The 22,053-nt window shown below is 58.2% G+C and carries 19 protein-coding genes, 1 tRNA gene and 1 riboswitch; of the genes, 2 read left to right on the top strand and 18 right to left on the bottom strand.

Annotated features, from left to right (window positions below; translation table 11 throughout):
* Positions 1-33: 33 nt before the first annotated feature.
* The 5 genes from nusA to hppD form a co-directional block, all read right to left on the bottom strand.
* Positions 34-1,527, bottom strand: a complete 1,494-nt coding sequence (nusA, locus tag Q6D67_RS07635) for a transcription termination factor NusA (protein ID WP_304705000.1) — start codon at positions 1,525-1,527, stop codon at positions 34-36.
* Positions 1,520-2,014: a ribosome maturation factor RimP gene (gene rimP / locus Q6D67_RS07630; protein ID WP_304704999.1), complete on the bottom strand. Its 495-nt coding sequence runs from the start codon at positions 2,012-2,014 to the stop codon at positions 1,520-1,522. The genes nusA and rimP overlap by 8 nt, the downstream gene beginning before the upstream one ends.
* 136 nt (positions 2,015-2,150) lie before the next feature.
* A tRNA-Met gene (locus tag Q6D67_RS07625) sits at positions 2,151-2,227 on the bottom strand.
* 176 nt (positions 2,228-2,403) lie between these two features.
* Positions 2,404-3,399: a fumarylacetoacetate hydrolase family protein gene (locus tag Q6D67_RS07620; RefSeq protein ID WP_304704998.1), complete on the bottom strand. Its 996-nt coding sequence runs from the start codon at positions 3,397-3,399 to the stop codon at positions 2,404-2,406.
* A 22-nt stretch (positions 3,400-3,421) separates the two neighbouring features.
* On the bottom strand, positions 3,422-4,516 hold the full coding sequence (gene hppD / locus Q6D67_RS07615; protein WP_370551932.1) for a 4-hydroxyphenylpyruvate dioxygenase: 1,095 nt from the start codon (positions 4,514-4,516) through the stop codon (positions 3,422-3,424).
* 216 nt (positions 4,517-4,732) lie between these two features.
* Between hppD and Q6D67_RS07610 the strand changes: the two genes are divergently transcribed.
* A complete protein-coding gene (locus Q6D67_RS07610; RefSeq protein WP_304704997.1) occupies positions 4,733-5,740 on the top strand; it encodes an isocitrate dehydrogenase in 1,008 nt (335 codons plus the stop codon).
* 23 nt (positions 5,741-5,763) lie between these two features.
* Here Q6D67_RS07610 and Q6D67_RS07605 read toward each other — a convergent pair whose 3' ends face one another.
* From Q6D67_RS07605 to Q6D67_RS07560, 10 genes are all read right to left on the bottom strand, one after another.
* Complete coding sequence (locus Q6D67_RS07605) at positions 5,764-7,530, bottom strand: chloride channel protein (RefSeq protein ID WP_304704996.1); 1,767 nt, start codon at positions 7,528-7,530, stop codon at positions 5,764-5,766.
* Positions 7,531-7,578: 48 nt separating this feature from the next.
* Positions 7,579-8,718 carry a serine hydrolase gene (locus Q6D67_RS07600; RefSeq protein WP_304704995.1) on the bottom strand — a complete coding sequence of 380 codons (1,140 nt, stop codon included), beginning with the start codon at positions 8,716-8,718 and terminating at the stop codon, positions 7,579-7,581.
* Between the two features lie 102 nt (positions 8,719-8,820).
* Positions 8,821-9,807, bottom strand: coding sequence for a TauD/TfdA family dioxygenase (locus tag Q6D67_RS07595; protein ID WP_304704994.1), 987 nt, complete (start codon positions 9,805-9,807; stop codon positions 8,821-8,823).
* A 49-nt stretch (positions 9,808-9,856) separates the two neighbouring features.
* A complete protein-coding gene (locus Q6D67_RS07590; protein WP_370551931.1) occupies positions 9,857-10,645 on the bottom strand; it encodes a sulfatase-like hydrolase/transferase in 789 nt (262 codons plus the stop codon).
* 68 nt (positions 10,646-10,713) lie between these two features.
* The gene (locus Q6D67_RS07585) at positions 10,714-11,643 is read right to left on the bottom strand and encodes an NAD(P)-dependent oxidoreductase (protein ID WP_304704992.1); all 930 of its coding nucleotides are present in this window, start codon (positions 11,641-11,643) and stop codon (positions 10,714-10,716) included.
* On the bottom strand, positions 11,640-12,335 hold the full coding sequence (locus tag Q6D67_RS07580) for a phosphoadenylyl-sulfate reductase (RefSeq protein WP_304704991.1): 696 nt from the start codon (positions 12,333-12,335) through the stop codon (positions 11,640-11,642). Before Q6D67_RS07580 ends, Q6D67_RS07585 begins: the two co-directional genes overlap by 4 nt.
* Before the next feature lie 12 nt (positions 12,336-12,347).
* Positions 12,348-13,115, bottom strand: coding sequence for a GNAT family N-acetyltransferase (locus tag Q6D67_RS07575; protein WP_304704990.1), 768 nt, complete (start codon positions 13,113-13,115; stop codon positions 12,348-12,350).
* 227 nt (positions 13,116-13,342) lie between these two features.
* Positions 13,343-15,733: a PKD domain-containing protein gene (locus Q6D67_RS07570; RefSeq protein WP_304704989.1), complete on the bottom strand. Its 2,391-nt coding sequence runs from the start codon at positions 15,731-15,733 to the stop codon at positions 13,343-13,345.
* An 85-nt stretch (positions 15,734-15,818) separates the two neighbouring features.
* Positions 15,819-15,908, bottom strand: a riboswitch (cyclic di-GMP riboswitch).
* A 158-nt stretch (positions 15,909-16,066) separates the two neighbouring features.
* Positions 16,067-17,020 (bottom strand): GTP-binding protein, encoded by a 954-nt coding sequence (locus tag Q6D67_RS07565; RefSeq protein ID WP_304704988.1) that lies wholly within the window; start codon positions 17,018-17,020, stop codon positions 16,067-16,069.
* A 24-nt stretch (positions 17,021-17,044) separates the two neighbouring features.
* Positions 17,045-17,905 carry a 4'-phosphopantetheinyl transferase superfamily protein gene (locus Q6D67_RS07560; RefSeq protein WP_304704987.1) on the bottom strand — a complete coding sequence of 287 codons (861 nt, stop codon included), beginning with the start codon at positions 17,903-17,905 and terminating at the stop codon, positions 17,045-17,047.
* Between the two features lie 240 nt (positions 17,906-18,145).
* Here Q6D67_RS07560 and Q6D67_RS07555 point away from each other — a divergent pair, with 240 nt between their 5' ends.
* Positions 18,146-19,096: a hypothetical protein gene (locus Q6D67_RS07555; protein WP_304704986.1), complete on the top strand. Its 951-nt coding sequence runs from the start codon at positions 18,146-18,148 to the stop codon at positions 19,094-19,096.
* Positions 19,097-19,147: 51 nt separating this feature from the next.
* Here Q6D67_RS07555 and Q6D67_RS07550 read toward each other — a convergent pair whose 3' ends face one another.
* From Q6D67_RS07550 to Q6D67_RS07540, 3 genes are read right to left on the bottom strand one after another with little or no spacing between them, the layout of a single operon-like run.
* Positions 19,148-20,056 carry an alpha/beta fold hydrolase gene (locus tag Q6D67_RS07550; protein WP_304704985.1) on the bottom strand — a complete coding sequence of 303 codons (909 nt, stop codon included), beginning with the start codon at positions 20,054-20,056 and terminating at the stop codon, positions 19,148-19,150.
* A 2-nt stretch (positions 20,057-20,058) separates the two neighbouring features.
* Positions 20,059-21,666 carry an alkaline phosphatase family protein gene (locus Q6D67_RS07545; protein ID WP_304704984.1) on the bottom strand — a complete coding sequence of 536 codons (1,608 nt, stop codon included), beginning with the start codon at positions 21,664-21,666 and terminating at the stop codon, positions 20,059-20,061.
* 18 nt (positions 21,667-21,684) lie between these two features.
* Positions 21,685-21,975, bottom strand: coding sequence for an acyl carrier protein (locus Q6D67_RS07540; protein WP_304704983.1), 291 nt, complete (start codon positions 21,973-21,975; stop codon positions 21,685-21,687).
* Between the last annotated feature and the right edge of the window lie 78 nt (positions 21,976-22,053).

The raw sequence follows: 22,053 nt of genomic DNA, 5'->3' as shown, positions 1-22,053 counted from the left end.
TGCCTTGAGGTGTTGTGTCCAGATCTCGCTGGCCTATTCACTCTCCTCGGCAAACCAGGGTGCGCGCGCTGTCATGATCAGCTCTCCGGCACGCTCCTCGGTCATTTCCGGAATATCCATCAGTTCGTCAACGCCCAGCTCCGCCAGGTCTTCCATGGTGATCACACCGCGACTGGACAGCACATAGGCCAGGTGACGGTCCATGCCTTCCATCTCCAGCAGGTCCTGGGCCGGCTCGGTCGCACCGAGCTGTTCTTCGGAGGCGATCGCCTGGGTCAGCAGCGCGTCCTTGGCCCGGGCCCGCAGCTCCTCGGCGATATCTTCGTCAAAGCCTTCAATCGCGGTCATTTCGTCCAGCGGCACATAGGCGACTTCCTCCAGGGTGGTGAAGCCTTCCTCGACCAGGATTTCCGCCACTTCGTCGTCAATATCCAGCTGTTCAACGAACATCTGGATCACTTCCCCGGCTTCCGTTTCATGTTTCTCGGCGGCTTCTTCCATGCTCATCACGTTGATGGTCCAACCGGTCAGCTCACTGGCCAGACGCACGTTCTGGCCGGAACGGCCAATCGCCTGGGCCAGATTGTCCGCGGCTACTGCCACTTCCATTGTGTTGCTGTCCTCATCCACCACGATGGACTCGACCTCTGCCGGGGACATGGCATTGATCACCAGCTGGGCAGGATTGTCATCCCACAGGATAATGTCCACACGCTCGTTATCCAGCTCGTTGGAAACGGCCTGGACCCGGGAGCCGCGCATGCCGACACAGGCACCTACCGGATCAATGCGCTGGTCGTTGGTCTTCACCGCAATCTTGGCGCGCGAACCCGGATCCCGGGCAGCGGCGCGGATCTGGATGACTTCCTCGGAAATCTCCGGCACCTCAATCTTGAACAGTTCGATCAGCATTTCCGGGCAGGACCGGCTCAGCATGAGCTGCGGGCCGCGGGTCTCGGCGCTGATTTCCTGCAGAATAGCGCGCACGCGGTCGTTGACCCGGAAGGTCTCGCGACCCACCAGCTGGTCGCGGGGCAACAGGCCCTCGGCATTGCTGCCGAGGTCGACGATAACGTTGTCGCGGGTCACTTTCTTGACTGTGCCTGCCACCAGTTCGCCGACCCGGTTGCGGTACTGTTCAACCACCTGGGCGCGTTCGGCGTCCCGCACCCGCTGCACGATTACCTGCTTGGCGGTCTGCGCGGCGATACGGCCGAAGCCTACGTTCTCGACTTCTTCCTCGAAGACATCGCCCGGCTTCAGGCCGGGATCCTGCTCGATAGCTTCTTCGGTAGTAAACTGGGTGCCCAGCAGCGCCATTTCATCGTCGGGCACCACCAGCCAGCGACGCAGCGTGACGTAGTCGCCGGTCTTGCGGTCAATCCTGACCTCAATATCAGCTTCCTCGTCATAGCGCTTCTTGGTCGCTGTGGCCAACGCCAGCTCGATCGCCTCGAAAATGATGTCCTCGGACACGCCCTTCTCGTTCGAGACGGCCTCAGCCACCATCAGGATCTCTTTATTCATTCGTAGCCTCGTCAGTTACACTGACCGCACCCTCGATGCGGGGATGAATACGCGCCTTGTCGACAGCGCTGTAGGGCAACAGATACTCGTGGTCGTCAATCCGCACCACCACATCCTCGCCCTCGATACCTTGCAACACGCCCTTGAAATTGCGCCGCCCATCAAAGGGCCTGCGCAGGCGCAGCTCGACCACCTCACCGGCAAATTCCGGGAACTGGTCCAGCCGGAACAGCAGCCGGTCCATGCCGGGCGACGACACCTCGAGGGTGTACTCGCCGACAATCGGATCCTCGACATCAAGCACCGCGCTGACCTGACCGCTCACTTTGGCGCAGTCGTCCACGGAGATACCCGCCTCCGCATCAATATAGATGCGCAGCACGCTGTGCTTGCCCTGTGACAGGTACTCTATACCCCAAAGCTCGTAGCCCAGGGCAGCTACTGTCGGCTCCAGTAGCTCGAGCAGTTCCTGTTGTTTGGTCGCCAATCCGACTCCACTCAAATCACAAAAATTTTCGCAAAAACCTGAAAATCCCTACGGGCTTTTTTCGCAGATACGAAAAAGCCCCATGAAGGGGCTTTTACGAAACGTGCCGCCATTTCGGAGCGGACGACACGTGTGTTGGTAGCGGGGGCCGGATTTGAACCGACGACCTTCGGGTTATGAGCCCGACGAGCTACCAGGCTGCTCCACCCCGCATCAAAACTTCCTCGACATGAAGGCCCCTTGGCGCTTCACTATGAACTGAACCAACTTAACCAGCCCAAATTCGAGGTTGGGGAGTATAGATACCAGCACGGCGCGGGTCAACTCCCTGAGCAGTTAAAACGCACTATTTTTACTTACAGCGTGTTCCCGCCAGAGAAATGGTACACCTATCCCTGCTGTTGCACCTGCTGGTCGATGGCTCCGAACAGGCTGTTGTCTGCAGCATCCAGCATTTCCAATCGCACCCGGTCACCGAACTGCATGAACGGAGTGGTCGGCTTGCCATCGCGAATTGTCTCGATCATGCGGATTTCCGCGATGCAGCTGTAGCCCATGCCCCCATCCGCCACCGGCCGCCCGGGGGAGCCGTCCTCGTCCTTGTTGGATACCGTGCCCGAGCCGATGATGGTGCCGGCGCAGAGGGGGCGGGTTTTCGCCGCGTGAGCAATCAGGGTCGGGAAATCGAAAGTCATGTCGATACCGGCGTTGGCCTTGCCGAACAGCTCGCCGTTGTAGCTGACCCGCAGGGGCAGGTGCAGCCGCCCGCCATCCCAGGCCTGGCCCAGCTCGTCGGGGGTGACACAAACCGGACTGAAGGCGCTGGAGGGCTTGGACTGGAAGAAACCAAAACCCTTGCCCAATTCGGCCGGAATCAGGTTGCGCAGGGAGACGTCGTTGACCACCATCAGCAGGCGAATCCCGGCAGCGGCCTGCTCCGGGCTCGCCCCCATGGGCAGATCGCCGGTAATCACCGCGATCTCGCCCTCAAAATCGATGCCCCAGGCGCTGTCGGCCATGACGATGGGGTCGCGAGGACCAAGAAAGCTGTCCGAGCCCCCCTGGTACATCAGCGGGTCGGTCCAGAAGCTCTCCGGCATCTCCGCACCACGGGCCTTGCGCACCAGCTCTACGTGGTTCACGTAGGCCGAGCCGTCAGCCCACTGGAAGGCCCGGGGCAGGGGTGAGGTGCAGGCGTCCTCGACAAAGGGCTCACCGGCGCCAGCGTCAACCTCCTCCGCGAGGCGCTCGAGCCCGGGCCGCCGAGCTTCCCAGTCATCCAGCGCCTGTTGCAAAGTCATTCCGGCCTGCAGGCAGCGCTGCAGGTCCCTGGATACGACTACCAGGGCGCCGTCGCGCCCGCTCTTCAGTGATGCCAGCTTCATGCCTTGTTCTCCTGTTTCCTGTTCATGAGTCCTTGCCGCCGTCCTCGGCGCCGCCGAGCACACCGCGCGCTACCTGGTCCCGCTCGATGGATTCAAACAGGGCCTTGAAATTGCCCTCGCCAAAACCATCGTCGTCCTTGCGCTGGATAAACTCGAAGAATACCGGCCCCAGCAAATTGGCCGAGAAAATCTGCAGCAGCAGGCGCGGGGCCCCGTCGCCGGTGCTGCCGTCCAGCAGGATACCGCGGGACTGCAGTTCCGTCACCGACTCGCCGTGGCCCGGCAGGCGCTCGTCCAGCATCTCATAATAGGTCGTGGGCGGTGTCGGCATGAAGGTCATACCGGCGGCCTTGAGGCGATCGTAACAGGCGAGGAGGTCATCGCAAGCGAGCGCGATGTGCTGGATGCCCTCGCCGTTGTAGGCCATCAGGAATTCCTCTATCTGGCCGCCACCCTTGGCTTCCTCATTCAGGGGAATCCTGATCTTGCCGTCCGGGGCGGTCATCGCCTTCGACAGCAGCCCGGTGTACTCGCCCTTGATGTCGAAGTAGCGGATCTCCCGGAAGTTGAACAGCTCCTCGTAATAATTCGACCAGAAACCCATGCGGCCGCGGTAGACGTTATGCGTCAGGTGATCCAGGGTGTGGAAACCGAGGCCCGGGGGCTTGCGCTCGACACCCTCCAGCCAGTGGAAATCGATATCGTAAATGCTCTGGCCTTCCTCATAGCGGTCTATCAGGTACAGGGTAGCGCCGCCAATGCCCTTGATCGCCGGTAGCCGCAGCTCCATGGGCCCGGTTTCCACTTGCACTGGCTGGGCGCCCTTCTCCAGCGCGCGATTGTAGGCCAGGGTCGCATCCCTGACCCGGAACGCCATGCCGCAGGCGGACGGGCCGTGCTCGCGGCCGTAGTACCAGGCGTGGCTCTGGGGCTCGTAGTTGCTGACGAAATTGATGTCGCCCTGGCGCCAGAGGGCGACCTCCTTGGTGCGGTGCACTGCAACGCGGGTAAAACCCATCGCCTCGAAAACGGGCTCCAGAATGCCCGGCTCCGGCGCGGTGAATTCCACGAACTCAAAACCGTCCAGCCCCATGGGATTTGCAAACAGGTCAGCCACCGGCCACCTCCTCTGTCGGGTATGGCTGCCCGGCAAGTAGCCGAAGGCAGCGAGACGGGTGAGTATAGACGCCCGCACAAAGTGGTTTCAAGTGAAACCATATGCAAATTGCACTACACTCCGCGCCTGGCAACAGGCACCGCCATACCGAAGTGCCAACAACGTCCTGTTCCGCTACCATGGACACTTTTTATAGCAGAGCCTGGGGAGGCCACCGTGAGCAGCCAACACATCACCGTTATCCGGGGCGACGGCATCGGCCCCAGTATTGTCGATGCCACCACCGCCATCCTCGACGCCGCGGGCTGCGATTTCGAATACGACTACGTTGAGGGCGGCCTGACCGCGCTCGAGAACAGCGGCGAACTCCTGCCCCAGGCAACCCTGGACGCCATCGCGCGCAACAAGGTGGCACTGAAAGGCCCACTGACCACACCCATCGGCAAGGGCTTTTCCTCCATCAATGTCGACCTGCGCCAGCGTTTCCAGCTCTACGCCAATGTGCGCCCGGTCATCTCCTTCCAGGGCACCAAGGCACGCTACGAGAATATCGACATCATCACCGTGCGCGAAAACACCGAGGGCATGTATTCCGGCAAGGGCCAGACCGTGTCCGATGACGACACGATTGCCGAAGCCCTCAGCGTTATCAGCCGCGGCGGCGCCGAGCGCATCCTGCGCTTTGCTTTCGAACTGGCACAGCGGGAAGGACGCAGAAAAGTCACCGTGGTGCACAAGGCCAATATCCTGAAATCGACCTCGGGCCTGTTCCTGCGCGTGGCGCGGGAAATTGCCAGCCACTACCCCGAAATCGAAATGGTGGAAATGATCGTCGACAACGCCTGCATGCAGCTGGTGATGAACCCGGAACAGTTTGATGTGATCGTCACTACCAACCTGTTTGGCGACATTCTCTCGGACCTCTGCGCCGGGCTGGTCGGCGGCCTCGGCATGGCCCCGGGCGCCAATATCGGCACCGACTGCGCAATCTTTGAGGCGGTCCACGGCAGCGCGCCGGACATCGCCGGCAAGAATATTGCCAACCCCACCTCCGTTATTCTCGCCGCCTGCCAGATGCTGGACTACCTCGGCATGGGGGCGAAGGCCGCAAAAATCCGCGCTGCGCTGCGCGACGTCATTGCCAAAGGCGAGCACACCACCGGCGACCTCGGCGGGTCGGCGAGTACTACTGAGTTTACCGAAGCAGTGATTGCCGCGCTCTGACCGGGCCGGCACGGCACGCACGTTCAGGGAGCGCGGTACTGGTAGTAACTGTCGATGTCCGCTTGCAGGATGATCCCTATACTGCGCCCGCTGCCATAGGAAAAGTGCTGGCAGACATACAGGGCTTCGGCCTTGGTGCTCTCGAACACGTGCAGCGCCTCCTCCAGGGTCGCCTGGTAGGGTACCGGCGCCACATCGCGACGCTTGGCGGGGATTTCCAGTAGATCGATAACGTCCGGCAACAATTCCCCATCAGAGGTATTATCCGCTGCCACCTCCTCCTGGTAACGGACCAGATCTGCCGTCAGCATCAACGCCACCGCGCTGGTGCTGCCTTCAATCAACAGCCACTTGGGCTTCGCGGCGAGCACCTGCTCCACAGCTTCCCTGTTCAGCTGACGCGGCACCGGCTGCATGCTGCGTTCCATGATTGCCGGCACCGCCACCCGCCGCAATGCCTGGGTGACCGGCGAACTCTGATAATTGAAACCCTGGGTTTTCAGAATCGCCAGGAACACCGATTTCTTGCCAAAAATTTCACTGGTGACCAGGCTGGCGACCGTGATGGCGAGCAGGCCAGGGAGGATGATATTGGGATTGTGGGTCAGTTCCAGCAGAGCCAATAAAGCGGCCAGTGGTGCCTGCAGTACCGCCCCCATCATGGCGCCCATGCCGAGCATGGCGTAAAACCCCACCGAGGATGCGGTATCGGGGGCATACCAGGCACCGACCAGCCCCATGGCACCGCCCAGGGTAGCGCCGGTCACCAGGGTCGGCCCGATAATGCTGCTGGGCATACCGAGCCCTACCGTGACCCCGGTAAGCACCAGCTTGGCAACACCCACCAGCAACAATACCCAGAGGCCGAGCTCGCCGTGGAAGGTCTGGTTCACCGTGTCATAGCCAATTCCCATCACCTCCGGCACCAGTAGTGCGAATGGCACTGCCAGGCATCCCGCCACCAGCAGCCGCAGCAATACCGGGCGACTCTCAAAACGGCTCATGCGGTCTATCAAGTGGATGAAAGCTGCGGCAGCGACGCCGATGACCGCGGCTATTACCAGAATCCAGGGCAGCTCCCAGAGAGAGTTCATGGTCAGCAGCGGCACCTGGAAAGCAGGCTCAGCACCGTACACCGTCTGACTCAGTACCGCTGCACTGACGGCAGCCAGGATGACCGGCGTAAACACCGCAATGGTGTACTCCATCATCACCACTTCCATGGCGAAAATAACGCCCGCGATGGGCGTATTGAAGGACGCAGAGATGGCGCCGGCCACGCCACAGGCCACCAGCGTGCGGATACTGTTGTTGGGCAGGCGCATCCACTGCCCCATCAGGCTGGAACAGGCAGCCCCCAGATGTACCGCCGGACCTTCGCGCCCGGCGGATTGCCCGGTCACCACTGTACCGACGCCCGCCACGAACTGGATCAGTGCGCTGCGCAGGGTGATATAGCCCTGGTGGTAGTTGAGGCGATGCATGACATGCGCCACGCCCACCCGGCGGTCGGTAACAGACAGAGTGTACAGGAACAGGCCCAGGCCGAGTGCTCCGGCCAGCGGCAGCAGCGCCCGGGCCAGGGCCCCCAGTTGCTCGAAAGCCTCGCTGTCACCACCGGGCAGAAAGTATTCCAGTGGCCATTCAATGGCGGCGCGAAATACCACAATAACGCCACCGGTGAGCAGACCTGACAGCAGGCCGAGAAGCGCCAGCTGCAACAGAGCATCGCCACGGGAGAGTCGGTTGCTGAAGCGTGCGGTCCACCTGTCCGCGGGCTTGCCGCTCAACGGCCTGGACCTGGCACGGGGTGTATAACGCCGGTAACCACTGACCGCTCAGCGCAGCGCGGCAGCCACGGCATTGAAGAACAGGTATTCGTCCACGGCGTCCTTGCCCACCGGCTTGGGTTGGGCACTCCACATCGCGATAACCAGGTCGTCATCGGGATGCACATAGACAAACTGGCCGAATATCCCGATGGCGGCATAGGCACCCTCATCCAGCAGCCACCACATGTAGCCATAGTCGACCAACTCGCCGCCGATAGTGGGCCAGGCCGTTGCCTCCTGCACCCAGCCCGGCGGCAGGATGGACTCCCCGTCTAGCTCACCGTTGTTGAGCATAAACAGGCCGAAACGTGCGTAGTCACGCAGTGTGGCCGACAGGCCGCTGCCGCCGATTTCCTGCCCATCCGGCGCATCCAGCCACCAACTGGCGTCGGTTTCCATCCCGAAGGGTTGCCAGATCTTCCGCGACAGGTAGTCCGCGACATGCTCGCCGGTGGCGGCATTCACCAGCGCACCCACCACCGAGGTTTCCCCGGTACTGTAGTTCCAGCGAGTGCCGGGGGCCGCAGCACGCTCCAGTCCGGCCATGAGCTCGAGAATGGCTCCGGGTTGCTGGGCAATCTGGGCCTCCAGCATGGCGCGGCGATCGGAGGCCGGATCGGTATAGGTTTCGTTCCAGGCAACACCGGATGCCATTTGCAGCAGTTGGCGGATGGTCACGCCGTCATAGGCCGAGCCTGCAAACTGCGGCAGATAGCGCGTTAGCGGATCGTCCAGACTGTTGATATGGCCATCCTTTATAGCGACGCCCACCAAGGTCGCAGCTATCGACTTCACCACGGACATGGACATCCAGCGCGTGTGTTCATCGTTGCCCAGCGCGTACCGCTCAAACGCAATCGCTCCATCCTTGATCACCAGCAAACCGGCAACGCGGTTCAGGGCCATAAAGTCATAGAGGTCGTAGGTATTGCCGCGGGACTCGAACTGGAAATTTTCCAGCCGGCGGTCACCTTCCGGCAGCGGGTAGGGCACGCTGCCAGCCTTGACCGTGCGGGTGGCAAACAGGCGGTCGATATTACGGAAGGTATTGACCTGCAGGTCTGGAAACAGCTGGCCGTCATAAACCTGGCGAATCGTGCCGATCGGCTCCTCGCCGTGGCGATAGGCATCCGAAGATTCCGCCATAACAACTCCCGGACCAAGCAGTACAGCGGACCATAGCAACGCACCGCAAAAGAGTGAAACTCTCATGATTTATTATCCTTATTCGAAGGCAATAACGGGCCCTCAGTCGAAGTTTGCCATCGACATCCGGGTTTGAATAGTGCGGCGTGTGTCCTGGAACTCCCTGCGCCCGTGCAGCACCCGGGTGTTATCTATCATGACCATATCACCTTCTTGCCATGGGTGCGCATAGGTGCACTCCTCCGCAAGCTCCAGCAGCTCTGCCATCATTGAGGCATCGAGCTTTGCACCGGTTTCATCATAGATAAGCGAATGAAAGCGTTTGTTCGGGAAGAATTGAATGGCGCTGTTGACAAAAGCCTCCTTTTCCGAGAGCCGGGTCCTGCGGATCGCCGGAGTAATGTATTTCACCATTAACATGCTGGGGAACACAACAGGGTCGAAGTTATCGGCACGACTGAGCAACAGGGGCCGCAAATTTTCTGCAACCGAAGCCGGATAAAAACTGGACAGATGATCCATAATCTCCGCGGTGGGGCAGCGCCGATATTCGAAAGAACTTTCAGCCTGCAGCCGGTGATTGACGTCGTCCGGAGAGAATCTGCCAAAAAAACCGGACTCGCCCTCCGGTGTAGGGTAGGTGTACATAAGCCGGCGCTGCCTGAAGAATGCCACGTGCTCCCGCGTCATTCGCGACAGCAGCTCACTGCCGTCACACAAAGTGGTTTCACCATTGGATTCCGCGGGCGTGACGCAGTAGAACCACAACAGCTGCGGGGAGACAGGGAAGTAGCTCATTTCAGAGTGCAGTATCAGGGGAAATTGGCCAATGTTGGCGAGGTTGGTGTAATTGTCCCCTTCCTTCAACTGCGGTCGATTGCTGATGCCATGCTGCAGGAACTCGCTGCTGAATCGCTCCGTGAGCGATTGAAACACCTCCGGGCTGGCAGGGAAATCGCGAAACACCAGAACACCACTATCCCTCAACAATCGGATGAGCATTTGCTCATCGAGGTCCGCAACCTGCTCTCCCGGATCGGCATGCAGCAGAGCGCCCAGCTGGGGGCTCAAGGTAGATACAACAGGCATCTATCAATCCTCCTGATTTTTTCTGCGGGGCCCTGAACCGGTTCTGCAATCAGTTGCGTCGACCTTCCAGGAAGGGAACTTCAAACACCTTTTCGTGCATGATCGGCCCGTGGCCGAAGAAACCCCCTTCTCCAAAACACTCGCCATGGTCAGCAGTGACGATGAAGTGGGTATTCGGGGGCGTCAGGTCAAACAATTTACCCAATAAACCATCCACGTATTCGACACATTTTATTTGTTGCCTGTGAAGCATTTCCATCTGCGCCATATCGAAAAACTTGTCTTCATCAGCCGCACCGAGCCCATCATCCATGCGCTTGAATACTCCATGAACGCCAGAAATGTGCGGCAATGCATCCCTTTCCAGCATATAGGGATAATGCGTCTCACCAAGATTCAGAAAGTGGAAACTGGGTTCTTCCGGATCGAAGCGCATTTGGTCAATCATTCCACTGAAGTCGTTGTGATTCGACATCAACTTGTAGTCATCAAACCCCTTGTTGATGCTGGTGAGTGGATTCAGCACCGGCAGAGAAACTCGCCCCACGGTACGGTATTCATGTTTCTGCAGCACCTTCGGCAGGTTCAATTCCGGGACGAAGGTGGCAAAGGACATGTCCGCGATGCCCAGCCGGTCCACCCATTTGGCGAATTCCTTTTTGTAGACCTCAGACGCAAAAATTCCAGGTGGACTAAGGTGGGGAGTCATGCCCATGAGATAGGCGTAGTGCGAGGGCGAGGTCCACGAGGCGTAGGAATAGCGGCGCTCCGCCACGCCGATACGATCCATGTTAGGTGTGGCAGCGGCCATCACACTATCGTAGCGACAGCTGTCCATGATTATGTAGACCAGATGGTTATGCAATTTGTGACCCCCGTATAAGAGCTATCAATAGTGGCTGCAAGTCAAATCGACGCATTTTGAAAGGCAAATTTCTGCGCCAACGCGACCAGGTCCGCCTTCAGGTCCACGCCCTGCGCTGGCAGCAGCGCCGATAGCCTGGTTTGCGGTGAAACCGTTAAATTGCCCATCGGCATGTGTTGATCGACGAAGTTGAACTCAAGGTCCGGCATCAGTTCCTTGGCGATCAACGCGATATCGAGTACGGAAAAGTTGTCGTCGACCAGGTTGTATACCCCCGGAGGCGCGGTGCCTTCCAGCAGGAAGACAAGCCCCTGCACAGCTCGGTCTACATTGACGAAAGCCCGCGCCTGATGACCGCTGCTATATATGTTCACCCGATTGAAAAAGTTGGCCTCGAACATGAGACGATTGATCACCGCATCGAAACGCATCGCAGGGCTGTAACCGTACACATTGGCACAGCGCACGGTGTAGGTACTCAAGCGGTTTCCGAGCCGCGCAATTTGCTTCTCACCCCGGTACTTGGCGATGCCGTAATGCGTAACCGGGCTGCAGCGCGAATCTTCCGTGGCAGGAGTATCAGTATAGCCGTACACTGCGGTGCTGCTTGAGAATATGAGCCGGCTTACATCGCTGGCCTCCACCGAAGTCGCGAGTTCAGCACAGCCCCAGTGGTTAATCTGTTCGAAAGAATGCGGGTCTTCAGGCTCGAACGGTGTATGGACCTTGGCGGCCAGGTGGTATACGACATCAATCCCGGCGAGCTCCGCCTTGAGACGACGCTGATCAAGAATGTCGGCGTGGACAAAACGGACGATGTGTCTTGGCAACGACCGCCCTATGAACAGGCTGTGTTTGCCGCGACTGAGATTGTCATAGACCACCACCTGCTTGACATCGGGCATCCGGACCAGCGCGTGCACCAATTCAGTGCCGAGGTATCCGGCTCCTCCGGTGACAAGAATTCTCATTGCTTTTTGCCAAGCAGATCGGTGTGCAGACCGCATTCGGTTTTCTGCAAACCAAACCAGCGCGCCAGCCGCGGATCCTGCTCCACCAACGCCAGATCTATCTTGCGGGTGCACGGCTCACAACCGACGCTCAGATAACCTTCACTTTCGAGCGGATGCCGCGGCAACCCATATTCACTGATGTAAGCCTCTATTGCCCGTTCAGTCCACCCCAGCATGGGATGGAAACGCATCGCCCGCCCGGGAGTCGGTTGCTCTACAGCGAGTGCCCGGCGATTGTCATTCTGATCAGCCCGCACCCCGGTGATCCACACATCGTATCTCTCGAGCAGCGCCTCCATAGGCTGGGTCTTGTTAAGATAACAACAGAAATCCGAGTCTGAGGCATACAAAAACCGACCCGCAGCATCGCGCTGCTGGGTTTTTGGAACCGCCGAATGCAGGTCGTGCACCTGGAGGACAAATTCTTCGGCGATGCGATCACGAAACGCCAGCGTTTCCGGGAAGAGGTACCCGGTATTCAGGAAAAATACAGGAATGTCGGGAGCGCTGCGACTCAGAATATGCAGCAACACCAGGCTATGGGTCTGAAAAGAAGATGTGACAAACATCAACCGGCCCGCATCGCGGTAACAATTCAGCTGCCTCCCGATCATTTCAGCTGTCATTAATTGATGTGGTTGGTCGCTCATTTGAACATGTTTTTATGTATCCGCTACCGCCCGGAGGGAGGCCCCTGAATCGCTTCCTGCGCCGGGCTTGGTAAACTCATACAAAGAGAATTTTGTAGGCACGGTACCAACCAGATCACCCTTGATATATTCGGACACATTACCGGTTCTGTAGTTTTCTTCGACACATTCAAATCCCAGCCTTGCAAAAAACCGCGCGGTCCTGTTTGGCGTTGACAGTCTTTCCTGAACTTCGACGTGAACAGCTTCACCGGGGTCTAATCGACCAAGGAGCTCATTGGCAATTCGTAGCCCGAGACCCTGACCACGAGATTCGATCTCCACCACAATGATCATTCTGGGGTTCTGATAAGTATCAGGGTCCCGGATCAGTGCTCCAATACCAACCAGTACCGGCTCCTGCACAGAGGCAAGCATCATTCGGGCTGATACAAACTCCGCTTTGCCATTCTCGGTCAGCGCGGTGAGCTGGGCGGAGGATAAGGGAGTGCTCCAGGGCACCTCCCCGATCCCGGTCCTGGGCATTTGACTGTCTGCAAACTCCGCCAGTTGTCGCGCATCCAGGGGGGAAGCCGACAAGTTGACTTCACAGTCGTAAAACTCCGTCACATACATGTCCAAGCTCTGAGTCATACTGGCTCCCCCCTCACGCTTCAAGCCGAAGCCGTTACATCCGATCAACCAGCCATCACCGATAGAAGAAGAATAGACGAAGAATGGAGAAAGAGTGGAAGAAAAAAGTGCCAGGGCGAGGAGGCGCTTGCCCCAGAGATTCCGCACCTGGGCAAGGTACCCGCAGGGAGGCGCAGTTCAAAATGCGGGGCGACTGGCTCCGGGACCCTGAGCCGACGTTAAATCCCTGTATAATCAGAGCCTTGAAATTTGACAGGCTTCCTGTCTACGGCTGATACCGCGCATCCTCTGTCTTGGGAGCCCTGGTGCCGACGCCCTACCGGCTGGTGCTGCCCCCGGAGGGGGTGGCAGGAAGCCCCGGTTTGGGGACGGTTTCAAAACGCAATCGTTACAATATCTGAGCAGGTTGACCTCTCGTATTCGCACATTTGGTAGCTGAAGCCACCGCCACCCATGCCACCGATTATGTCCACGAAGTTACCGGCATTGGCCACGGTTGCGATTAGCTCCCGGTCGCGATAGACATCGACCTGGGAGCTTGAACCGCCGGTCCACACCAGGTTTGCATGACGTACGCCCTCTCGCCTGAAACCACCCGCGGCAAGGGAAAGGCTTTCGGCCGGGCCGTCCGGTGTTGCCGCTGAATCCGCTTTGGACCAGACAGAGTTTCCCGCGCTATTGTAGGCAGCCACCCGGTAGCTGTAGGTGGTACCCGGGTCCAGTTCGGTGTCGGCAAAGCTGTCAGCGTTTTTTCCCAGAATCCGGTATTGATCTTCCCAGGCACCGCCGTTAACAGAGCGTTCCAGCACATAGCCGTGTTCATTGCTGGCATTGTCGCTCCAGTTGACAACATGGGTGTCACTGCTCCCCCCGGTAACAACAAGAATGGCAGGGTGGGCCGGGATTGCGCCCAGCTGGCTGGATGCACTGTGGCCGACGCTGACCGGTTCCAGTGACACCGTATTCCTCGCACCCTGGTCGTCTATTACCATGAGCGAAGGCGTGAAGTCACCGGCCGTGTTGTAGGTGTAACTCGGATCCGCCTGGCTGGAACTTCCACCATCACCAAAGTCCCAATGCCAACTGACGATTTTGCCCTCGTAGGCGTCCGGGTCGCTGGAATTCGAACCCTGGAAATCCACCACCAGCGGTGCCGCTCCATACGCGACACTTGCAGAGGCGACTGCCTCAGGCGGCTGATTAACGACAACAACCGTAACCGAGGTGCTGGCAGTAAGGCCGCTGTAATCGGTGACCTGCAAGCTAACCGTATGCTCACCGGGGGCATAGAACACCTTGCCGCTACTCCGGCCTGTCGCCCCGTTGCCGTCGCCAAAGTTCCACGCGTAAGCTCTTATACTGCCATCGGCATCGCTGGAACCGGAGCCGTCAAAACCAATGCTCAGGGGTGCGTGGCCGGACAACGAGACCGCGCTGATGCTTGCCACCGGCGCCTGCAGTTTGCTGGCGTCGGTAAAGGTGCCACTCACGATGTAAGTGCCCAGGCTGCCGTAATCAGTGTAGCCCACAGACATGGGCTCGCCGCCCCCTACCCCGTCGATAGCCAGGAAGTATTCCCCCGCAGGCAGGGCAGCGCCGCTCAGGGTGGCGCCCAGGCTGGATATGGGGTTCGAGCTCGCTACAGGATCGCCCTCGCTGTTGAACAACCGGGCCTGGATATCGAGGTTGGGACTGTAGAGGGCGGGGTCTACCGTGATGCTGTAACTTCCCGCCCCGCTGACAAAGCGGAAAACGTCTACATCATCCCGGTGGTGGATCATACCGTTGGTATAGATTGTTTTGCGGGTGCCATCACCGGTCGCGTCCAGACTGGTGGCGCTAGCGTTGCTATTGCCGTGGTCATCCTCTACCAGTGGGGCGCTGTAGGCTGGTACAAGTTGAATATCGTACTCGCTGCGGCTGGCGCTCGCATGGCCTTCACTGCCGGCGTTGTCATCGTGGTTCAGTCCCAGGTTGTGACCCGCCACATGGGTAATTGCCTCGGCGACGCCCGTCGGGGTGGTACCAAACACGAAGGCGGGCTTCCGGTAGTCCCCAATATCATCGAACACCCGCAAGTACGCGACCCCGCCACAGCCGCAGCTGAGAAACGTGTCACGGGTGATGACTACACGAGTACCGAACACCTGGTCCGTTTTGCTACCTCGCGAAATGGCGCCTTGGCCCGGCTCCTGCGTGGTGACGTTGATGTCGAAAGGCGCGAAGTCCTCAGCCACCTGGCGCCAGATGTTCTGGATAGCTTCAAGTTCGGTACTGTCGAGGCTACTTTCATAGCCGTCTATATCATAGGGTGGTGATACAACTGTCTCCTCAGCATCCCAGGTGCGACCGGAGAAGGTATGGCCATCAAAATCCAGGTAAACTACTCGGTTCGCCCCAGGCCGGCTATTGAGAAAAAAGGTCTGGCTGTCAGGATAGGGGGCTCCCCCTGGCGGTAGGTCACTCTCGTTAGCGGTCTCCGGGAAAATATCCATATAAAACAAGCGCCCCTGCCGGTCGATTGAGGCGCTGGAGTCATTGCGCAGGGTGCTGGTGAATTCCGCCGAGGTCATGCCGTACCACTGGGCGACCTCGGACAGCCGGCCCTCCAGATTCGCGATGGCCTGCTCACCCCGGGACGCGGAGGTGAAACTCAACTGCGGGAAGGCATGACGTTCCGTCGCGACCTGCGTTTGCGCAGCAGTGACGGCGGGAAATGTCAAGATAAAGGCAGTAACCAGGGAAATTCTTGAAAACAGTGCCATATCGCTTCGCTCCAGATGTTCGCAGGGCAAAGCTGATACACACGGATAGATACAATACAGCCGAGGCTGGCAAGCCTCGGTAGATTCCGGCGGTCCCGCTATCATAGGGCTGGTGGCCCCTTAGATCGTCGACTTTGCGTATCCAGGCTTTCGCCAGGACTTGCCCTTTACGTGATCGCTACAGTAAAGGGGCGTGGGGGGAATTACAATCGATGGATAGGTATTTGCGTGGATTTCCACAAAAACAGGGCGGAGATAGCCGACCCCCATTCGACCCATCAGCCAGGATAGTCGCGGGGGTTTTTCAGGGTGAGATTGAACTCAATGCGCTGCTCAGCTGCGTAGCTCCAGGGAGCGAAGCTGGCCTGTAATGTTGTCCTTCAAAGCGCCATTGATCTCCCCAATAAATACCGCCTGGGTCGCCACCGGGTCCTTGAGGTTTGGTAAATCCCTGAAATCGAATCGGCCGCAGACATAATTGAACAACAACGGCGCAGCGTCACCGCTACGTCTGAGAATGCCTTTTGCCCGAATGATTTCTTTCGGTAGCTGGGCCAAAAACGCTTTCAGTCGATCCAGGTCAAGTGGGTGGTTACAGCTAAAGGAAAAGGTATCGACATGCCCGGCACCGCGACGGTGATCGTGATGACCTCTGGCTGGCAGCTGCCCCCCTTCCGGCACCGATTGCTTCTGTTTCTTCGTGCCGGCAGTAAACAGCAACCGGGGATCAGCTCGACCGTAGTTCGTATGCACCAGGTGCGCGCGCGGATTTAGCTGAGTGATCGCACTTATAATCTCGCTCAACCTGTCTCTGTCCACACCGTCCGTTTTATTCAGGACCAGAAAATCAGCTGCCTGAATCTGGTTTTCGATGGTCCGCCTGGCTACGTCCTCACCGGGGAAGCTTATAGCGTCAACAACAGTAACGACCGATTCAATATTATAGCCAAAGGTTCGCAAACGACCCACAATCGGTCCGGGTTCTGCGATACCGGTTGTTTCAATAATGATCAGTAACGGCGAAATTTCCTCTACAATTTCATTCAACGCCTGGCCGAGCTGCAATTCAGAGATCGTACAGCACACACACCCGCTGTTGAGCTCAACCATTTTCTCTACTGACTGGAAATCAGTAATGACGTTGCCGTCGATACCAATTTCACCCAGCTCATTCATTATAATCGCCACCGGACCACCCGACAGACCTTCCAACAACACGTGCTGCAGGAGGGTGGTTTTTCCGCTACCCAGAAATCCTGTCACTATGCTACACGGCGGTTTCAGCATGGAAGCACCTCAGACGGAGCGGGGTTATCTGGTGGAATTGAACACAGTGTAGTCCACAGGTTTAATACTGACATTCGGGACCACCTGGAGGCACCTCAGCTTGGTCATCACAGCGGATTCACCCGCTCGATGCGCGACAGCAATCTTGTGTGTGGCGTTTGGTCTTAGCTGCCAGAACCGCCAACCCTCGCCCCGATCACCAGCCTCTGGCTCGACCCCAAAACCAATAGCACCCGGTGCGGACAGGTCAAATGAAAAAGAACTCAGTGGAATGGCGAGCCCCATACCACGGGCTTTTATGTAGGCTTCTTTTAGCGTCCAATGATCAAAAAACCGTTGCCGCTGTTGCGACTCTGGCAATGCCTTCAATTGCCGTGCTTCAAGAGGCGAAAAAAATCGATCGGAAAGCAGCGTGGCGTCGCATGGCCTGCGATGATACTCAACATCCACCCCAAGCTCACCGCTGTGGCAAATAGCCAAAACGGCCAGACAATGGGTGTGCGACAAGTTGAATTCCAGACCGCTCGCGACCATTCCAGGGTGGGCAAGCATCGGCCGGCCGTAGTCATTGGTGCCAAAACGCCAGGCAGCAGGTCCAGTTGACGGGAGATAGCTGGACAGTGCATAACGCACAAGCGCACGGGTCACCAAAAACTGATGGCGATGCCTGGCGAAATGAAACCGACGCAAGCGGCCCAGCTCCACTTCATCCAACCAGGTCCTATAGTGCTGAAGCAGTGCGGCATCTTTAACCTGGGTATCATCACAGCACCAAAGGTGAATCTCATCCTGCTTGAGTTGAAGCAGGCGCGGCGCGTCGTCATGACAAATACTAGACTGCACAGATTTCCCCGATCGATTGATGTGCGCAATCAGCTGCTCCAAACCCGATCATAGATGCCTTCTCTGTGCCCGGCTTTGAGTTCCTTTGAGATTGAATATAGATGCCGCTTGCCCCGAATTCAAGACACACAGGCACCCGCGGTAGAACCTACAGATTGGCAGGCTCATGGAACGCGCGTATTATTGGCGGGTCTGGAAGCGGTAACCGCTCAGAATGAAAAACTGCGGCTTCCCGGTTAATGGATTTATCCCCGTATTGGCAGCAGGTTCAGCGGTGTCCATATGAGCAGAAAGCAGACAGTCTATTCCGAACGTGGCAGTTACCTGGGCATCCCAGGGGTATCGCAGCGGGTACGAGGCGGAAAACTGCGAACGCCGCCGCCTCCGGTGCCCGTGCATGCCTTTGCCGCCGAACGCGCCCTGGCCCTCGATGCCGACACCCCCAGTGGACCGATTGCGCTGGACCTGGGCAACGAATTGGCGATCCCCTGGCGCGCGACAACGCCATCTTTTTTCGCGACCTATTTGTGCATGCAGCCTGGCGACGCGGTGGCAAGCGACTTCGTCGCGAGTGCTGAGATGTATCTTGCCATTCAAGGCGAAGGCAGTAGCACATGGGGAGACGAAACCCTTGAGTGGCAGGCCGGAGACGTATTTTTCCTGCCAGGCGGCTCTGGCGCCATTCACCGGGCCAAGGCCCAGCGGGCGATTCTATACGCCGTGAGTGATGAACCGTTGGTGAGGTTTCTCGGCCTGGAAGCTCCTTCCGGCGGCTGCAAAAACATTCCCGCGGTGCACTATCATGCTGACCATGTCATGCAGCTACAGCGAGACACTTTCGAGGCTGCCAACGCCAGCGGCGTTATCCACTTCGGCATCGATGGGGACCTGGCCTACAGTTCATTTATACCGGCGTGGAAATGGATGCGACCTGGCGAGCAGCAGGAGCCTCATTGCCACGCGGCAGTAGCGCTGCAGATTATCGTGCGTGCTGCGGATTGCCATTCCATTGTGAACGACCAGCGGATCGACTGGCAGGATTACCTGGTGATGATCACGCCAGCGGGTCACCTTCACTCCCATCACGCCAATGGTTCAGAGCCGGGGATGTACCTGATTACCCAGGACGTCCCCCTGTACAAGCATTTGCGTGGCCACTGGTACAAGGAACCGGGCACGGGCATTGTGCAGCAGGACTGGAGCGGTGGCGGCGCAGTGGCACCGTCTGCATAGACTACCTGTGTGACAGTACCGAAGCCACCGAAGCGGGTGCGTGCTGGCGAGCTAGGCCACTACGGCGCCGGCGGGCACTGCGGTGCTGCTGCTGATGAGCCTGCGCACTGCGTTAACGATCACATCGGGGTGGGATTCGACAAAGAAATGCCCGACCTGGGGGATTACCTCAATACGCGCCTGGGGCAAAACCCGGGCGAGCAGTTTTGAGGTGCCTATGTTTGGCGACAATTCCCCGTATATCCCGGCCACCGGTTTATCGATCTGAAGCAGATCGTCTGCGCTTATGTTATCTCCGTAGGTAAGCGCTTCGCGTACCCCGGGTTTCCCGATCAGGTCAAGCCACTGGCGCGCAGACGGCACGCCGCCCGAGCCGAGCAATGACACAGGCATAGCCTGGCTGAGCTTTTCACACTGCTGCGGGGATTCAACCCGTAACCGTGCCAATGCCACCAGCACGTCGACGCCGAAATCCAGGGTGCGCTCGTCGATATCGACTCCGTGCCGGTTAATCAGGTCCTTGTAGGCTGGCCAATGCTGCCACTCGCAGATGGGCATTTCCTCCTGCAATTGGCGAAGCCGGCTGTCGATAAGGGTTACAGAGCGGACACGCTCGCCATACAGGTGGGCAAATTTCATCGAAACCGCGCCACCAAAAGAATGTCCGACCAGATGCGCCTGCTCGATCCCCAACCTGTCCAGGAGCTGACAAATATCACTGGCCATGTCAGCGGGCCGATAACCCCTGGAGCTTTCCGAACTGCGACCGTGGCCGGGTAGATCAAACATGGTCACGTGGTAGTGGGCGGCCAGGCTCGGTGCCATTCGGAAATACCAGAGTGCGACATTGGACGCCAGCCCGTGCACCAGTAGGACGTGCTCGCGCGCTCCCGTCGCTGCTCTACACGCAGGTCGTTGTAGATACCGCAGGCGAACATGGCCGAGGTCTGCAAGCTGCATCACTACTCCATGTAACCGAGCATCTGGAGCTGATCAAGAATTTGCTTTCGGTACTCTTCCGAATCTTCGTCCGGCTCGGCACTGGCCTGCCCAACCCGCGCAACCCCTTTGGCTACAGGCAAGGTCGGCTCGCCAATTTCCACGGGATGCTTGCTTTTATAGTCGGGCTCAAACACAGCGAGAGGCACCTCGCCTTCGAAATCAGAAGGTATTGACAAGCCCTGGCTGTAAAGTAATGTCGCAGCGACGTCCACAATGTCGAGCCGTTCGATTTCTCCCTTTGCGGCAATGCCAGGGCCGCAGGCGAGAAACACACCGTTGGGGTGATGCGTTCCTACGGGATCCCGCTTCAGGTGCATAGGCTCCAGGTTGGCAACGGAAACAAAACCGAAATCGTGTAGCACAAGGGTCAAATCCGGTGCATTCGCCATATCCTGACCATTGAATACATCCTCTCTCTTTAGGACCTCACTGATCAGGCGTTTGCCGTTCTCGTCCTCCAGCGACTCAAGATCCCTGATCAGCTGGTCACGCAGCGATGTGTACTCTGATGGTTTGACCCCCGGCTTGCCGGGCGCGTCAGCTACACGGATGCGAATGGCATTACTGGACGGGGTGCCACAATAGGCAACCGTGCGGTCCCAGTCCAGATTGGCTGACCACATGGAGTCAGCGCCGGTCTTCTGTGTTTCTTCATCGCCCCAGAAGAGGTAACCCTTTTCCGCGAGAAACATGTTGATACGCAACACCTCGGAGGACCAGGTGAAGCCATGATCCGACCCCATGAACACCTGGCAATCCGGGCCTGCCAGAGTCACCAGCTTCTCAATGTATTGATCCAGTTCCGTGAAAAACTCCACACAGGCCTGGCGCATGCGCTTTTCCCAGGGCGAGGGATCTTTCGGAATGAGTTCAGGGTCGAGAAACTGCCAGGCCTGATGCTGGATCTTGTCCACGCCATCAAACACCACCCCAAGCATATCCGGGTCATCTTCCTTCAGCAGGTACTCGGCAACCCGGTACCACTGCTTTTCCCGGACACCATGGTAGCGCACCCAATGCTCCATTTCGGCTTCGGATAGCACCGCCACTGCTTCCTTTTCCCGGTCGAAGTCCCAGGCCAGCTCTTTGGGTTCAAAGTCGGGAATCGTGCAAATCCGGTCGAACAAGGCGGGGGGCGTTGTATTGCGACGGAGGTGCTTCCAGGATACAAATCCCGGCACGATGCTGCCGGTGCCCTCGCGCGGCGGTGCCGTCATGGTAAAATTCAACGCCACCGTGCTGCGGTTCTGGCGGTTCATGATAGACCAAATGGTTTCTGCCTTGATGTTCTTGGCGCCAAAGAGGTCGTAATAAACATAGCTGCCGCGATCATCGAGGCGAACAAAGTCATAAATCCCGTGGGTACCCGGATGGCGGCCCGTGGTAAGAGAGACCCACGCAGGGGGCGTCAGCGGATTAGCGGTGGAACGCAGCTTGGCACGTGTGCCCTTTTCCATGAATTTCTTCATGAAGGGCATTGCAACCCCTTCGCCTGTCTGGTCCGTGGTCAGATGATCCAGGACCGTAAAGGTCGCCCCATCCATCCCGATAAACAATGTCTTTGCCATCTGCTGATAGTCCTTTAGTCATGCGCCATTGAGTCGTCTATATACGAAGGCAGCCACCTGGCTCACGGAAAGATCCTCCACCAGCCGTCCGTTGTTGATGATCAAGCCGTCGAAATCCAGCTCCACCTCCGGGTAGAGATCTTCGATAGATGTCGCCAGTTCGACGAAATCCACCGATGAAAAGCCGAGATTGGCGACCAGTAGTGAATCCGGCGTCATCTGGCCGTCCAGTTCGAGATCCCAGTCCTGTACGATGTCCTTGAGGACTTCCAAAATTGCATCCTCCACCCCCTGTTGCGTTACAGTCATTCCGTATCTCTCCGCTGCAAAATTCACTTGTCCTCCTTGCCGACCCCGACACATGGCATTCAGTTTTAATTCAGCTCG

The sequence above is a fragment of the Haliea sp. E1-2-M8 genome (assembly GCF_030649675.1).
Classification (GTDB): Bacteria; Pseudomonadota; Gammaproteobacteria; order Pseudomonadales; family Halieaceae; genus Haliea.
The sequence above is the reverse complement of the archived record's forward strand: the minus strand, read 5'-3'. Positions and strand labels throughout refer to the sequence as shown.